This is a genomic window from Flavobacterium aquidurense (genome assembly GCF_002217195.1).
Lineage (GTDB): Bacteria > Bacteroidota > Bacteroidia > Flavobacteriales > Flavobacteriaceae > Flavobacterium > Flavobacterium frigidimaris.
The window spans coordinates 15070-30606 of sequence record NZ_MUGR01000025.1 but is presented as its reverse complement, the minus strand read 5'-3'; the positions used below and the strand labels follow the sequence as shown (position 1 = coordinate 30606).

General features: G+C 35.2%; 13 protein-coding genes. 8 read left to right on the top strand and 5 right to left on the bottom strand.

Features of this window, described 5'->3' with window-relative positions:
• Positions 1-152: 152 nt before the first annotated feature.
• Entirely contained in the window at positions 153-497 is a 345-nt protein-coding gene (locus B0A67_RS13575) for a 5-carboxymethyl-2-hydroxymuconate Delta-isomerase (protein WP_072964043.1), read from the bottom strand.
• 212 nt (positions 498-709) lie between these two features.
• Here B0A67_RS13575 and B0A67_RS13570 point away from each other — a divergent pair, with 212 nt between their 5' ends.
• The 4 genes from B0A67_RS13570 (at position 710) to B0A67_RS13555 (ending at position 6972) form a co-directional block, all read left to right on the top strand.
• Positions 710-2338: a DUF6377 domain-containing protein gene (locus B0A67_RS13570; protein ID WP_242670962.1), complete on the top strand. Its 1629-nt coding sequence runs from the start codon at positions 710-712 to the stop codon at positions 2336-2338.
• A 209-nt stretch (positions 2339-2547) separates the two neighbouring features.
• Positions 2548-4764, top strand: a complete 2217-nt coding sequence (locus tag B0A67_RS13565) for a glycoside hydrolase family 3 C-terminal domain-containing protein (RefSeq protein ID WP_072964047.1) — start codon at positions 2548-2550, stop codon at positions 4762-4764.
• A gap of 251 nt (positions 4765-5015) precedes the next feature.
• Positions 5016-5663 (top strand): DUF1349 domain-containing protein, encoded by a 648-nt coding sequence (locus B0A67_RS13560; protein ID WP_072964049.1) that lies wholly within the window; start codon positions 5016-5018, stop codon positions 5661-5663.
• A gap of 163 nt (positions 5664-5826) precedes the next feature.
• Complete coding sequence (locus B0A67_RS13555; RefSeq protein ID WP_072964115.1) at positions 5827-6972, top strand: acyltransferase family protein; 1146 nt, start codon at positions 5827-5829, stop codon at positions 6970-6972.
• Positions 6973-7160: 188 nt separating this feature from the next.
• On the opposite strand, the gene B0A67_RS13550 is transcribed toward B0A67_RS13555, so the two are convergent.
• Together B0A67_RS13550 and B0A67_RS13545 are read right to left on the bottom strand one after the other, a co-directional pair.
• Positions 7161-8267: an NADH:flavin oxidoreductase gene (locus B0A67_RS13550; RefSeq protein WP_072964051.1), complete on the bottom strand. Its 1107-nt coding sequence runs from the start codon at positions 8265-8267 to the stop codon at positions 7161-7163.
• 6 nt (positions 8268-8273) lie between these two features.
• A complete protein-coding gene (locus B0A67_RS13545; RefSeq protein WP_072964053.1) occupies positions 8274-8576 on the bottom strand; it encodes an ArsR/SmtB family transcription factor in 303 nt (100 codons plus the stop codon).
• A 169-nt stretch (positions 8577-8745) separates the two neighbouring features.
• On the opposite strand from B0A67_RS13545, the gene B0A67_RS13540 reads away from it, so the two are divergent.
• The 3 genes from B0A67_RS13540 (at position 8746) to B0A67_RS13530 (ending at position 10229) form a co-directional block, all read left to right on the top strand.
• Entirely contained in the window at positions 8746-9240 is a 495-nt protein-coding gene (locus B0A67_RS13540) for a TlpA family protein disulfide reductase (RefSeq protein ID WP_072964055.1), read from the top strand.
• 78 nt (positions 9241-9318) lie between these two features.
• Complete coding sequence (locus B0A67_RS13535) at positions 9319-9723, top strand: lysozyme inhibitor LprI family protein (RefSeq protein WP_123887406.1); 405 nt, start codon at positions 9319-9321, stop codon at positions 9721-9723.
• A 26-nt stretch (positions 9724-9749) separates the two neighbouring features.
• Positions 9750-10229 (top strand): hypothetical protein, encoded by a 480-nt coding sequence (locus tag B0A67_RS13530; RefSeq protein ID WP_072964059.1) that lies wholly within the window; start codon positions 9750-9752, stop codon positions 10227-10229.
• 94 nt (positions 10230-10323) lie between these two features.
• Here B0A67_RS13530 and B0A67_RS13525 read toward each other — a convergent pair whose 3' ends face one another.
• Positions 10324-10713: a hypothetical protein gene (locus B0A67_RS13525; protein WP_072964061.1), complete on the bottom strand. Its 390-nt coding sequence runs from the start codon at positions 10711-10713 to the stop codon at positions 10324-10326.
• Positions 10714-10935: 222 nt separating this feature from the next.
• On the opposite strand from B0A67_RS13525, the gene galA reads away from it, so the two are divergent.
• A complete protein-coding gene (galA, locus tag B0A67_RS13520; RefSeq protein ID WP_072964063.1) occupies positions 10936-13770 on the top strand; it encodes a beta-galactosidase GalA in 2835 nt (944 codons plus the stop codon).
• 160 nt (positions 13771-13930) lie between these two features.
• On the opposite strand, the gene B0A67_RS13515 is transcribed toward galA, so the two are convergent.
• Positions 13931-15481, bottom strand: coding sequence for a DHA2 family efflux MFS transporter permease subunit (locus tag B0A67_RS13515; protein WP_072964065.1), 1551 nt, complete (start codon positions 15479-15481; stop codon positions 13931-13933).
• Positions 15482-15537: the final 56 nt, after the last annotated feature.

Below are 15537 nucleotides of genomic sequence, written 5' to 3'. Positions count from 1 at the left end.
TTACCCCAAGCATTTTCCACATTTTTGTCATCCCGAGGAAAGTTGGATGACAATGATTGGGGTAATTTCCAAACAAAAAAAAACCTTTCTAATTCTTTTAATCTGTGGCAATAAATTAGTTACTGCTTATGGAAAACAGCAGTTGTTATTTTTTAAATCATTGTTTTATTAAAATAACTTGCCTTCTCAAAGTCTTTTATATTAATCGAAATTACCGGAACTTCAGGAAGTACTCTATTCAGTTTAGAAACAATTACTTTCGAAAGATGTGCTTTTTGATCTGTACTTCGGCCTTCCATAATATATCCGAAAACATGAATGAAATCTTTTAGGGAATTTCCGTTGTTATAATACGAAAACGGATTAATACGAACCTTAATCTCAGATTCATCAAAAAGACCGGTTGATAATGCTGCATTAAAAACATCCTGCATAATGTCATCTGCAGATTTTAACCGAATTACATTTTCTGAGCAATCAATAATAAAATGAGGCATGGTATATAGTTTAGATTAGAGAAACTGAGCACAATCAAATTTACAAAATCCTATTCGTGTAAATGTGTTTATTTTTTTAATAAAGTCTTTTTTTCTTAATTTTTGTTACGAAATTCAAAATTTGCGACTTAGTAAATAATTCATTTTTGTATTCACACTTTCTTATATTTGTAGGTCTCATTATAGCTGTAATTGTTTTGAAAAATTATCTTTTGTTTTTTATTCTCGTTCTTTTAGTTGGTCCCGCATATTCAGCGGACAATACGGATACTATTTTATCTAAGCTAAATGACGCTCTAAGAAATAAAGAACATTATGTTCGGCTTAAGGAAGAACGTATTTTAAATTTCAAAAAAATCAAGTCTGATGATTTAACCAAAGAACAAGAGTACAATTACAACAAGACTTTATATACAGAATATCAAAAATTCAATTCAGATTCGGCCATTTTTTATGTAAAAAAGAATTTGAAGATTGCGACCGAACTTCAGAACATAGCGCTGTTAAATCTGGCAAATCTGCAATTGGCGACACTTTATTCTTCTTCGGGGAAATACCGTGAATCTGAAGCTCTTTTAAAAAGCATTGATACAAAGATGTTATCAAAATCTTTACTGCAAAATTATTATGTAGCGTATCGCGAGTTTTTTGAGCATTATGCCGCCAATAGCTATGATGTAAAATACATTCAGCAGATAAGAAAATATCGCGATTCCTTATTGACTGTTTTAGAACCCAATACACTCAATTATCAAATTACGAAGATTCAGCAAGTTATATCTCAAAAAAAACTTGCTGTTGCTGAAAAGCAATTATTGCAATTATTTGATCATATCAAAGAAGATAATCCGCAATACGCTATGATTACCTATCTTTTAGGCAGTATTTATGAGGCAACACATCAATTAGAATCCAGAAAGAAATTTTATGCGCTTTCGGCTACTTCAGATTTAAAAAACGCCAACAAAGACAATGCATCACTTCAGGAATTAGCACAGGTTTTTTACGAAATTGGCGATGTCGATATGGCGTATAAACTAACACAATCAGCTGTTGAAGATGCGCTTTATTGTAACGTTCAGTTTCGTACGCTTTTAATGTCGCAGGTATATTCGATCATTAATACGGTGTATCTGGAGAGAGAAGCGCAGCGAAAAACCGAATTGCAATTGTATCTTTTGTGTATCAGTCTGCTTTCGGTATTTTTGATTGTTGCCATTATTTATGTGTACAAACAAATGAAAAAAGTATCCAGAATACGAGGAGAACTTTATGAAACCAGTCAAAAATTAGCAGAACTAAACAAAGACATTACAGAAACCAACAATCAGCTGCACGAACGTAATGCACAATTATCAGAATCCAATCATATCAAGGAAGAATATATAGCACATTTTTTCAGCCTTTGTTCCACCTACATCAATAAGTTAGAAAATTATCGCATTATTTTAAATAAAAAGGCAAATGCAAAGCAGTTTGATGAAATCTATAAAATGCTAAAATCAACTACTTTGGTAGATAATGAACTCGAAGAATTGTATAAGAACTTTGATATTATCTTTCTGAATTTATATCCAACATTTGTAAAAGACTTCAATGCACTTTTAATAAAGGAAGAGCAAATCGTTTTAAAACAGGGAGAATTACTCAACACAGAACTTCGCATTTTTGCCTTGATCAGGTTAGGAATTAATGACAGTGTAAAAATTGCTGCCTTCCTTCGTTACTCTTTAAGTACAATTTATAATTATCGTACCAGAGCAAGAAATAAAGCGGCAGTTTCGCGAAATGATTTTGAAGAAATGGTCATGAAAATTGGTTTAATTTCTTTGAAAATCTAAATTTTTATTTTAAAATCACTACTTTTTTTATCTGTATTTTTTGATTATTTAACTGAAAATCAATCGTTTGGTTTTTTATTTCACTACTTTTTTTCGTTTAAAAATTCAAAACGAACTATAACGTTTTAGCTTTACAGTATTATTAAAAGGGTTGTATGATTTTACGATACCTTTTATATTGTATAAAATGCCTTAATAAATTAATAGTTATGTTTAAAAACGTTAAAACAATTGTTGTTTTACTTTTGCTGAGCTCGATCGGTGTGAGTGCACAGAATAAAGTTCCTGTTTATCTGGATGATAAAAAGCCAATTAGTGAGCGTGTGGAAGATGCGCTGAAAAGAATGACAATCGATGAAAAAATTGCCATGATTCATGCGCAGTCTAAATTCAGTTCACCTGGTGTACCACGTTTGGGAATTCCTGAAAACTGGATGACTGACGGACCACACGGAATTCGTACTGAAGTTTTATGGGACGAGTGGGATCAGGCAGGCTGGACAAATGACTCTTGTATCGCATTTCCGGCATTAACTGCACTTTCTGCCACCTGGAACAAAGAGTTGTCTTCATTATATGGTAAATCTATTGGAGAAGAAGCTCGTTACCGCAACAAAAATGTATTGTTAGGACCTGGAGTTAATATCTACAGAACACCATTAAACGGTCGTAACTTCGAATATATGGGAGAAGATCCTTTCTTGGCTTCAAAAATGGTTGTTCCTTATATTAAAGGTGTACAAGCAAATGGAGTGGCCGCCTGCGTAAAACATTTCGCTTTAAACAATCAGGAAACAAAACGTAATTCTGTAAACGTAATCGTTGATGATCGTGCCTTGTACGAAATATATTTGCCGGCTTTTAAGGCTGCCGTTCAGGAAGGTGATGCATGGGCAATTATGGGTTCATACAACAAATACAAAGGACAGCAATGTTGCCACAACGAATTTTTATTGAATGATATTCTTCGCGGAGAATGGGGGTTCAAAGGTGTTGTAGTGTCAGATTGGGGTGGAGTTAATGATACAAAACAAGCCATTCATAACGGTTTAGACATGGAGTTTGGTTCCTGGACAAACGGACTTACAGAAGGTGCAAGCAACGCTTATGACAGTTATTATTTAGCAAAACCATATTCGAATATGATCGCCAGAGGTCAGGTTGGAACTAAAGAACTGGACGAAAAAGTACGTCGTATTTTACGTTTGTCTTTCTTGACTACAATGGACAGAAACAGACCTTTTGGTTCTTTTGGAACACAAGAGCATGCAGATGCTGGCCGTAAAATAGCCGAAGAAGGAATTGTACTGCTTCAGAACAACAATAATATTTTACCGATCAATCTTTCTAAAACAAAGAAAATCGCTGTTATTGGAGAAAATGCCATCAAAATGATGACTGTTGGAGGAGGAAGTTCTTCGCTTAAAGCAAGATACGAAATTACACCGCTTGAAGGGTTAAAGAAAAGAATAGGAAATCAGGCTGAAATCGTTTACGCTCGTGGTTATGTTGGAGACCCAACAAGTAACTATAATGGAGTAGTGGCAAAAGTAAGTTTAGAAGACAAACGTTCTCCTGCAGAATTAACCGCTGAGGCCTTAAAAATAGCGAAAGACGCTGATATTGTTCTTTTTATTGGAGGTTTGAATAAAAGTGATAATCAGGATGCTGAAGGACACGATCGTAAAGAACTAGGTTTGCCATACGGTCAGGATAAATTAATTAGTGATTTAGTTAAAGTAAATAAAAATGTAGTTTTCGTAAATATCTCAGGAAATGCTGTGGCTATGCCATGGGTAAAAGAAGTTCCGGGAATTGTACAAGGTTGGTTTTTAGGTACAGAAGCAGGAAACGCTTTAGCGAATGTTTTGGTTGGAGATGTAAATCCTTCCGGAAAATTATCTTTTACTTTCCCTGTAAAATTAGCAGATAACGGAGCTCATGCATTAGGAGAATTTCCTGGTGGAGACGAAGTAAAATACAACGAAAGTATTTTTGTTGGATACCGTTGGGCTGACAAACAAAAAGCAAAACCATTATTCTCTTTTGGACACGGTTTAAGCTATACCACTTTTGCATACGGAAAAGTAACCGCTGACAAAAAACAAATGGCTGTTGGAGATCAGATTACATTCTCTGTAAAAGTTAAAAATACAGGATCAAGAGAAGGTTCAGAGGTAGTACAGCTTTATATCAGCGATTTGAAATCCTCATTACCACGTCCGATAAAAGAACTAAAAGGATTTGAGAAAATAGCGCTAAAAGCCGGAGAAGAAAAAACAGTAACTTTTACAGTAGATAAAGCAGCATTGAGCTTTTTTGATGATAAAAAACACGACTGGGTTGCTGAACCGGGAGCTTTTGAAGCGATCGTTGGAGCGTCTTCGACAGATATAAAATCTAAAGTGGGATTCTCACTTAAATAATTTCATTATTTCTAAATTGGTTGGTTTGTAAAGCTGCAAGTGTAAAAAGTTGCAGCTTTACTTTTATAACATACTTTTTGCCATTAAGAGATGGTAAAAAAAGAAGTCTTGTGTTTGCTAAGCCTAAAAAAAGGATTTTACCATTAAGATATTAAGTTTCATTAAGCGTTGTGTTGAATTAAAAATATTTATGCCAAAAGCTCAATCTCTTAATGGTTCAAAATAAAATATTAATTTTTAAATTAATTTAAATGAAAGAAATTGTACTGAGTGCGATGGTTTTATTTTTAACGCAGAACCTTTCGGCGCAAAGCCTCAATAAAATGCAATGGTTTAACGAACCTGAAAAATGGGAAATTAAAAACAATGCCTTAATTATGAATGTTACCGCAAATAGTGACTATTGGCGTATTTCACATTACGGGTTTACGGTTGATGATGCACCGTTTTATTATACCACTTATGGAGGAGAATTTGAAGCCAAAGTAAAATTAACCGGTAACTACATTGCCCGTTTTGACCAAATGGGATTAATGCTCCGTATCGACGAGAAAAACTACATTAAAACAGGAGTCGAATTTGTTGACGGAAAATTTAATATAAGCACTGTTGTTACGCACGATAAAAGCGACTGGAGTGTGACTACTTTAGAAAAAGCACCGCCATTTGTATGGATCAAAGTAGTGAGAAGATTAGATGCTGTTGAGGTCTTCTTTTCGTATGACGATAAAAACTACATCATGACCAGAAATGCACCGTTGCAGGACAATACTCCGGTTATGGTAGGTTTGATGGCGGCATCACCGGACGGAAAAGGTTTTGAGGTAAAATTCGAAAATTTCAAAGTAACACATTTGCCGGATCAACGCAGATTAGAGTGGCTTAAGAATCACCAATAAATGTAAAATGTAAAATGTAAAATGTAAAATGTAAAATGCAAAAAGTGAAATGTAAAAAATGAAATGAAAGATGTATATTGTCCCTTGTTTAAGTAATTAAATTTTGCATTTTGCAACACAACTTTCACAAAAAACAACTAACCTTTTAACCACCAAAAAAATTATGAGTTCAATTTCTATTGACATTAAACCAAAAAAGCATTACGAAATTCTAGACGGCCTGCGTGGAGTAGCAGCTCTTTTAGTTGTTATTTTTCACATTTTTGAAGCTTTTAACGAAGGAAGCCGATTCAAGCAAATTATGAATCACGGTTATCTGGCTGTCGATTTCTTTTTTCTTTTATCAGGATTTGTTGTCGCGTATGCCTATGATGATCGCTGGGAAAAATTAAGCCAATGGGAATTTTACAAACGACGTTTGATCCGTTTGCAGCCCATGGTTATTATGGGAATGATTATTGGAGCCATCTTTTATTATTTTCAGGCATCGAATGTTTTTCCGCAAATAGCAGGAATGGAAGTCTGGAAAGTGATTTTAACGATGGTAATTGGATTTACATTGCTTCCAATTCCGCCATCAATGGAAATCAGGGGATGGGGCGAAATGCATCCGCTTAACGGACCTGCATGGTCACTTTTTTTCGAATACATTGCCAATATTTTATACGCAGTATTATTTCGTAAATTTTCAAATAAAGTTTTAGGATTCTTTGTTTTAATATTTGCCGGAATGCTGATTAATTATACTGTTTTTGGACCTAAAGGAGACGTTATTGGTGGCTGGTCTTTAAACTTAGAACAAATGAATGTTGGTTTTACCCGTTTGTTATTTCCGTTTTTTGCAGGAATCTTACTTTCCCGTTTAGGGAAATTAATCCATATAAAAGGAGCTTTCTGGGTTTGCAGTATTATGATTATTGTTCTGTTTTCGATTCCAAGAATTGGCGACGAGAACACATTATGGATGAATGGTTTGTATGAATCTATTGTGATTATTTTCTTATTTCCATTAATCGTTGCTATTGGAGCAGGAGGAGAAATAAAAAATCCGGTTTCTCTTAAGATATGTAAAGCATTAGGAGATATTTCGTACCCAATTTATATCATACACTATCCTTTGATTTATTGGTATATGGCGTGGGTAATTGATAATAAAGTTCCATTAAAAGACGGTTACGTCTTAGGAATCGGAGTTTTATTAGCCAGTATTACAATAGCATATTTATGTTTGAAATTCTATGATGAACCAGTACGCAACTGGCTTCAGAAAAAGGTTCAAAGGAACAGAGGCACAGAGGCACAGAGGTAAAAAAAATTGCAGACAAACTTTGCCCTTTTGCAGCTTTGAACCTGAAAAAATGAATTTCTAAATTTTGTTAATTTTTGATATTGAAAAAAAGGGATGAAACCATAAAGTTTCATCCCTTTTGTATTGAGTCCAATTAAGAAAACTTTGTCTCTTTGTAACTCTGAACCTTTGTCCCTTTTTATAAAAACTTATTCTAAAATTAATGCTCCTAAAGCTTCTTTACTGAAACCTTTTAGTTCGTCTGTTTTACCTGCTTTAATTTTAGCCACCCAATTAGGATCAGAAAGAAGAGGTCTTCCAACAGCGACTAAATCAAAATCACCCCTGTCGAAACGTCTGTTTAATTCTTCTAAAGAGGTTGGTTGAGAACTTTCTCCTGCAAATGCACCAAAGAAATCACCTGAAAGTCCAACAGAACCTACGGTAATTGTTGGCGCTCCTGTTACTTTTTTGGCCCATCCGGCGAAGTTCAAATCAGACTCTTCGAATTCAGGTTCCCAGAATCTGCGTTGCGAACAGTGCAAAATATCTACTCCGGCATCAACAAGAGGCGTAAGCCACGCTTCTAATTCCTGCGGATTATGAGCCAGTTTATAATTATAATCAGAAGGTTTAAATTGAGAGAAACGCATGATAACAGCAAAATCATTACCTACCTGCTTTCTGATTTCTTTAACTACTTCAATAGCAAAACGGTTACGTTCAGGTAACGTTTTTCCACCGTAAATATCATCACGCAAATTGGTTTCAGCTCTAAAGAACTGGTCAATCAGATATCCGTGAGCACCGTGAATTTCGATCGTATCAAATCCCAGTCTTTTAGCATCAGCAGCCGCTTTTCCGAAAGCAATAATCGTGTCTTCGATATCTTTTTCAGACATGGCAACTCCATTTCTGAAATCAGGTCGGTTTAATCCTGACGGCCCTTCAAAAGGAACCGGCGGAACCCATCCTGAGTGGTGATTGTCCATGATTCCCATATGCCAGATTTGTGGTCCCATTTGACCTCCGGCAGCGTGAACTTCATCAATCACTTTTTTCCATCCGTTTAAGGCAGCATCGCCATAAAAATGCGGCACATTAGCATCGTTGGATGATGAAGCCCTGTCAATAACAGTTCCTTCAGATAATATTAAACCAACTTCACCTTCAGCTCTTTTTTGGTAGTAAGAAGCTACATCTTCAGTTGGAACTCCATTTGGAGAAAAGGAGCGCGTCATAGGCGCCATTACGATTCTATTTTTAAGATTTAACGTTTTTAAGTTAAATGGCGAAAACAGGTTGTTTGTACTCATAGTAATTTACAAATTAGATTTAATTAATTTACTAAGTGCTTCAAAGGCACCTTCGTTGCGTTTATAGTAAGTCCATTGTCCAACGCGTTTAGATTCAATAAATCCGGCACGTTGTAGAATAGATAAGTATTCAGAAACTGTAGATTGCGTTAAGCCGGCTTTGGCTTGTATCTGTCCCACACAAACTCCGTGTTCAAATCCGGCGTGTTGCAATTGATCCGGAAAGTTTATTTCAGGTTCCTTGAGCCATTCCAGCATTTGCAATCTGGACTTGTTAGAAAGTGCCTTAAAGATTTCTATATTTTCCATAGTGCAAATATATCGACTTTTCCCGATATGCCAATTTAGAAGATGATTATTTAGCAAAAAATTAAGAGGAAGAAGAGGGAACTTCTACAAAATAGAGAAAGATTTAATAAAGAAATTTATATTTGCTCGTAAATTGAAAAAGCCCCAGCTAAATAAACACAATCAAACTATGAAAAAAACTGTACTCATTTTAGGATTCTTATTTTGTTTTATAACGAGCTCAAATGCCCAGGTCGTAGGAACTGATGTTGGAGACATTGCTCCGGAAATTGATCTGCCGGATACAAAAGGAAATAATATTGCCCTTTCTTCTTTGAGAGGAGAGTTGGTATTAATTGATTTCTGGGCATCATGGTGCGGACCTTGTATAAAAGAACAACCGGAATTAATAAAACTGAATAATACTTACACAGGTAAGTTCTCTATTTACAGTGTTTCAATGGATACTAAAAAAACACTATGGCTGGCCGCAATTGCAAAGCAAAAATTACCGTGGACACAAGTAAGTGATTTAAAATATTGGAATTCTCCCGTTGTTGGCGATTATAAACTTCAATCAGTACCACTAAACTTTCTGATTGACAAAAACGGAATTATCCTGGCCAAAAACATTCATGGAAATGCATTGAATGAAAAAATTAAAAGTTTACTGACTGTACAATAAATATTGACACTAATCAAAACTTTAAGTATATTGCTGTTTCGAAATAAGCAAACCAATAATAAAATTTTAAAGGAAACCATGATCCAAAAATCAATACTATTATTCTTTATTCTGTTTGCATTCAATTGTAATGCACAAACGATGGAAACAGTCAGTAAATTGAAAACTTCTTACCAAAAATGTGTTGACAGCGGAAGCGGAATGAAAAATTGCGCCATCGAGTATTACAATGAATCTGATAGTTTAATGAATGTTGCCTACAGGAATTTGAAACTAAAATTAAGTTCTAAAGAGCAATCAAAATTGAAAAAAGAACAATTAGACTGGATAAAAAAACGTGATCTGTATTTCGAAAAGGTGTATTCTGATACTAAAAAAGAAGGACATTTTGTTGAGGGAAGCAGCGATTTTGATCTGGTCGTTTTTGACGAAAAAGCAAATTATATTTTTGCAAGAGTAAAAGAACTCATTAAAAAACTGTAACATTGCTTTCAAAACAAAATTGATCAATGGAATCAAAACTCAGTTTATCTGAATTTAGAGCGAGATTAACAAATAACACAGAAATTGGTTCTTTGAACGCACAATTAAATCTCTTTAGAATATTTCCCCGATTTGGAGGAATAAAGCCTTTCTATGGACTTTTTGATGATAAAAGCTTTCGTTTGACTTTGAATTCGCCAACATCACCAACCTATTTTGTATTAAGAGGAAAATATAAGAATGTTGATAATGTGGTTAAAATAAGCTACATTATCGAACCCAACAGTAAGTTTCAGTTGCTGTGGGTAAGATTTTTTCCGATAGTATGTTTAATCGCAATTAATGTGTTTTTTCTTTTTTTTGGAAGAGGACTCAGGAAAGCATCTACAATTGTAAGTTTGTTTCTGCTGATTCTGATTTTCTATTCGAGATGGAAAGAGGAAAGAAAGTGGAAGAAATTAGAACAGAAATTCATCAGGATTTTTGAAATCAAAATAGGTTACTAATTATAGTGATCATCTTTGTCAAAGTTTAAAACTTTGACAAAGATTCATCAACATGATATCTGAAACAAAGAAAACCTGAAACAAATTAATAAAATCAGTTCAATCTGTCTTCATGATTTCTCACACCGCCAAAACTATTCTTTAATAATTCTCTGACCTGAAACTGTGTCTTGTTTCGGGTAATATTATCCCATTCTTTAAAATCAAAAATATGAATTTCTTTGGCATTTGGGTTGGTCACAAACGAAAGCCTGGCAATTGAATATTTATAATATTTTAATTCGTGCGATATATGTCTATTCGGTACAACAACAAGGATCGTTTCCCATTTCAGGAAATCTGCTGCTGGCGGAATATCTTCTCTTCCATCTAAACCAAGTGAGTCAAAAAAAGCAATAATTTTTTGATCGTTTAGTTTGTCAATTTTTTGATCAATGCGCTTAATAGTGTTAAGAAGCGTATTTTCGTCTTTAATAACACTCATAATAATACTTTTTGTAGTTGAAATTCAAGATAAAATTACATTAAAAAGAGAATAATTTAACACAGTATAGCCCGTAGAATGATTCTAAATTTTTTATAGTCTAATTTTCAGTTGTACTTACGAAAGGATATACCATCAGGTTTTGATAAAATACTATTATTTTAATCAACCTGAAAGCAATATTTTTATGCATACTTGCTAACCGCTTACATTAACCGCATTATGAAAATTATTGTTCACAAAGAAATACTGTTGTATTTTATCTTTTGGGTATCTGTTACATCATTCGCTCAAAACAAATCAGATCGGGAATTAATTTTAATAGATAAAGACTGGCGTTTTTCGTTGGGTCATTTGTATGATGCTCAAAAGGATTTTGGGCATGCCGAAGGTTACTTTTCGTATTTAGCAAAAACCGGTTTTGCAGATGGTCCTGCCGCACCGGGATTTGATGATCGTGCCTGGAGAAAACTAGATCTTCCGCACGATTGGGCCGTAGAACAGGATTTTAGTGAAAAAGCGAGTTATAGCCACGGATTTAAATCGTCCGGAAAAGGTTTTCCTGAAAAAAGTATTGGCTGGTACAGAAAGAAAATCATGATTCCGCAAAGCGACGAGGGAAAAATTATAACGCTGAAATTCGATGGCGTTTTTAGAAATTCGAAAGTATTTTTCAATGGTCATTTCCTCGGAACAGAAGAAAGCGGTTACAACGGATTTGAATATGATATCACGGCTTATGTAAATTATGGTAACGAAAATACCATTGTTGTTCGGGCAGATGCGTCGATGGAAGAAGGCTGGTTTTACGAAGGCGCAGGGATTTACAGACATGTGTACCTGCAAAAAACGAATCCGTTACATGTCATCACGAATGGAACTTATGTTACTTCAGCAATTCAGAATGATACGGCCGAGGTTACTGCCGAGGTTACGATTGAAAACAAAGGAAATTATAAAGGAGCAATTGAGGTCATACAAACAATTATTAATGCTTCGGGAAAAGAAGTTACCAGTACTGCTGAAAACAGATTGGCGCCTGAGTTTTATAAAACTGCCAATTTTACTTCAAAAATAAAAATACAAAGTCCGTTATTGTGGGATCTTGATGCGCCAAGTTTATACCGTATAATAACTCAAATTAAGCAAGAAGGCAAAATTGTCGATGACTATGAAACTAATTTTGGAATCAGAACGATCAAGTTTGATCCTGAAAAAGGTTTTTTTCTTAACGGAAAACCGGTAAAACTGAAAGGAACAAATAATCATCAGGATCATGCCGGAATTGGAACCGCTTTGCCAGACGAATTACAATACTACAGAATAAAGAAACTCAAAGAAATGGGATCAAATGCATATCGATGTTCCCACAATCCGCCAACCCCGGAACTGCTTGATGCGTGTGATAAGCTAGGAATGCTGGTGATTGATGAAACCCGTTTAATGGGAATTAACGATTATCATTTGAACGATTTGAAACGTCTGATCGAACGCGATCGCAATCATCCCAGTATAATCTGTTGGTCTGTTGGTAATGAAGAATGGAATATTGAAGGCGGAATCGTGGGCGAACGTATTACAAATGTGATGCAGGAATTTGCAAAAAGTTTAGACGCTACAAGACCTGTTACCGTTGGAATAAGCAGTGGTTTTAGAAGCGGAATTTCCTCTGTAGTCGAAATTATGGGCTATAATTATATGGGCAACGGCGATATCGATGCCCATAGAAATGATTTTAAAAACCAGCCCGGAATGGGAACAGAGGAAGGATCGACTTTTGCAACCCGAGGGATTTATTTTACCGATGATACCAAACATTATAAAAGTGCTTACGACAAAAAGCCGCGACCGACCTTTTTCAGCATCGAAGAAGGCTGGAAGTTTTATGCCTCAAGGTCTTATCTGGCAGGAATGTTTATCTGGACAGGTTTTGATTATCGCGGAGAACCAACACCTTACGGCTGGCCATCGGTTACTTCTTATTTTGGGATGATGGATGTTTGCGGTTTCCCGAAAGACAATGTATTTTATCTAAAATCTTGGTGGGGAAGTGCGCCAGTTTTACACCTTATGCCACATTGGAACTGGACTGGACTGGAAGGCAGAGAAATCGACGTCTGGGTACATTCTAATTGTGATGAAGTCGAACTTTTACTGAACAAAAAGAGTTTAGGTAAAAAGAAAATGGAACAATACGGGCATTTAGAATGGAAAGTAAACTATACACCCGGAACGCTGGAAGCCATTGGATATAAAAACGGCAAAAAAATTGTGACCGATATTCAAAAAACAACCGGAAATGCTGAAAACATTAAACTTTCTGTAGATGCTGAAAACGCTTTAAATGCAAATGTTTCGGTAATAACGGTTGAAGTTACAGATAAAAAAGGGTTGCATATTGCAACCGCAAATGATGAAATTACATTTGCTGTCAAAGGCGGAAAAATATTAGGCGTAGGAAATGGCGATCCAACTTCGTTAGAAAAAGATCAATTTATTGATGATATTACTTTGGTTCCGATTACAAATTTAGAAGAACAAAAACTCACTTCAGCTGAGTTGCTTCAGGAACTTCCAACTTTTTCAGAAAGTGACTGGACAGCAGCTTTTAAAGACCGGGATTATAAAAATCAGGCAAAATCTTATGTTTACCGTGGCCAATTTGATTTGAAAAATATTTCAAAAACGAATATGGTAAGTTTCTTTTACAAGAAAATAGGAGCAGAGTCTGTAATTTTTGTTAATGGCAATAAAGTTGTGCCAAGCGCTGAGGATTCTCAAAAATACAGTTTCACTTCTTCCATATTGAAGGAAGGGAAAAATACTATTTATATAATGGCAAAACCGCTTCAGAAAATAAAAGACTGGGATGTTATGAATACAGACCCAGGAATTATTCAGGTCATAACGCCATCAGAACCGTGGAAACGAAAATTGTTTAATGGTTATGCGCAAATTATTATTCAGAAAGACGAAAGTGGAAATGAAGTTGTTTTATCGGCTACCGCTAAAGGACTAAAGGCGGGTGTTTTGAATGTTAATCAGAAGAAAAAATAAATTTATAATTTTAAACACATAGCAACATAGCTTTTGTAAACTTAAAATAGGCGTTTCACTTTGTCTTAATTCACATAGCTATGTGAAAGAAACGAGTTTCTTTTTCAGTCTCTTTTTTTAAACTATAAAATCTATGTTGCTATGTGTTTAAATAAAAATTTCAATGATCAGAAATAATCATATTCGTTTTTGGTTTCTTGGATTTGTTCATTACAAATAAAAGGAGTGGTAATGTCACCACAAAAAACAATCCAACAAGAAAAAAAGCATCCCGATAACTTAATAGAGAAGATTGTTTCAATACAATATTTTCCATCAGTTTAAGGGCTTTCAATTTTGCTTCATTATAAGCAAAACCTTTGCTCTGAAAATATTTTGTGTAAGCATTTAATCGATCCATCGCCTGAATATTGTATTGATTGACATTTGATACCAATTCATTTCGATGTGCTGAAAATCGGTGTGCAACATAGGTATTGATGATCGAAACACCAAAAGAACCGCCTAATTGCCGCATCATATTATTGAGCGCAGCTCCCTGACCAACATCTTTATCATCCAGAGAAGAAACAGCCAGCATTGTAAGCGGAACGGTGAGTAAAGCCATTCCTAAGGCGCGGAAAATAAGAGAAGTTGCAACTTCGGCAGCGCTTGTGTTAAGAGTCATTTCGGACATTCTCCAATTAAAATAAATAAACAATAAAAAACCCGCCGCAATAATTATTACGGGAGAAACTCCTTTTTGCAATAATGTTCCGCAGGTTTTTAGAGCAAGTAAAGCAAATAATGCTCCGGGAAGCAGAAGTAATCCGGTTTGATAAGGAGAAAAACTCAAAAGACGTTGCGCCACAACCGGCGTAATATAAATAGAAATAAACATTCCGAATCCCGTAACAAAAGTCAGGATGGCGGCAATACTCAAAGATTTGCTTTTAAGTACGCGAAGATTTACCACGGGTTTGTCTATAGCTAATTCCCAATAGATAAAAAACAATAGAGTACTGACGGCTATAAAAGTAAGAATAATGATGTATCGGGTTTCGAACCAATCTTCGACTTCGCCTCTTTCCAGAACGGTTTGCAAAGCGCCAACGCCAATGGCTAATAAAGCAATTCCTGTCCAGTCGACTTTTGTGATTTCGGGTTTAACAGAAGGTTCTCGTAAAAGGAAATAACAAGAAATCATAACCAAAATCCCGATTGGAACATTAATTAAAAAAATCCATGGCCAATCGTAGTTTTCGGTAATATAACCACCAAGCGTTGGTCCAATAGTTGGTCCAATAAAAATTCCTGCCCCAAACAAAGCTCCCGCAGTAGATTGTTTGTCTTTGGGGAAAAGTTCAAAAACCACTACTTGCGAAATAGATAATAATGCACCCCCGCCAATTCCCTGAAAGAACCTGAAAAAGACCAGCATCCAAATGTTAGAAGAATGTCCGCACATAAACGAACAAAACGTAAATAAAATAACAGAACCAATATAATAATTGCGTCGGCCTAAGTTTGCGCTCAAAAAGCTTGTAATAGGTATAATAATCACATTGGCAATGGCGTAGGCAGTAATAACCCATGAAGTATCTTCTAGTGTTGCACCAAGATTGCCGCTCATATGAGAAAGCGCTACGTTTACGATCGATATGTCAATCAGTTCCATAATTGCAGCCAGAATGACTGTAAATATGAGCAGTTTTCGGTGTAATGGTGTCATAATATATTTTTATACCGATTGGTATATTTATAATTAAAAAAAACGTTTGATCTCTA

Excerpts from the sequence above, each read along its gene's own strand:
- galA (WP_072964063.1), top strand. The coding sequence starts at position 10,936 with ATGAAAATTATTGTTCACAAAGAAATACTGTTGTATTTTATCTTTTGG.
- B0A67_RS13565 (WP_072964047.1), top strand. The coding sequence starts at position 2,548 with ATGTTTAAAAACGTTAAAACAATTGTTGTTTTACTTTTGCTGAGCTCG.
- B0A67_RS13560 (WP_072964049.1), top strand. The coding sequence starts at position 5,016 with ATGAAAGAAATTGTACTGAGTGCGATGGTTTTATTTTTAACGCAGAAC.
- B0A67_RS13540 (WP_072964055.1), top strand. The coding sequence starts at position 8,746 with ATGAAAAAAACTGTACTCATTTTAGGATTCTTATTTTGTTTTATAACG.
- B0A67_RS13550 (WP_072964051.1), bottom strand. The coding sequence starts at position 8,267 with ATGAGTACAAACAACCTGTTTTCGCCATTTAACTTAAAAACGTTAAAT.
- B0A67_RS13525 (WP_072964061.1), bottom strand. The coding sequence starts at position 10,713 with ATGAGTGTTATTAAAGACGAAAATACGCTTCTTAACACTATTAAGCGC.
- B0A67_RS13575 (WP_072964043.1), bottom strand. The coding sequence starts at position 497 with ATGCCTCATTTTATTATTGATTGCTCAGAAAATGTAATTCGGTTAAAA.
- B0A67_RS13555 (WP_072964115.1), top strand. The coding sequence starts at position 5,827 with ATGAGTTCAATTTCTATTGACATTAAACCAAAAAAGCATTACGAAATT.
- B0A67_RS13535 (WP_123887406.1), top strand. The coding sequence starts at position 9,319 with ATGATCCAAAAATCAATACTATTATTCTTTATTCTGTTTGCATTCAAT.
- B0A67_RS13530 (WP_072964059.1), top strand. The coding sequence starts at position 9,750 with ATGGAATCAAAACTCAGTTTATCTGAATTTAGAGCGAGATTAACAAAT.
- B0A67_RS13545 (WP_072964053.1), bottom strand. The coding sequence starts at position 8,576 with ATGGAAAATATAGAAATCTTTAAGGCACTTTCTAACAAGTCCAGATTG.
- B0A67_RS13515 (WP_072964065.1), bottom strand. The coding sequence starts at position 15,481 with ATGACACCATTACACCGAAAACTGCTCATATTTACAGTCATTCTGGCT.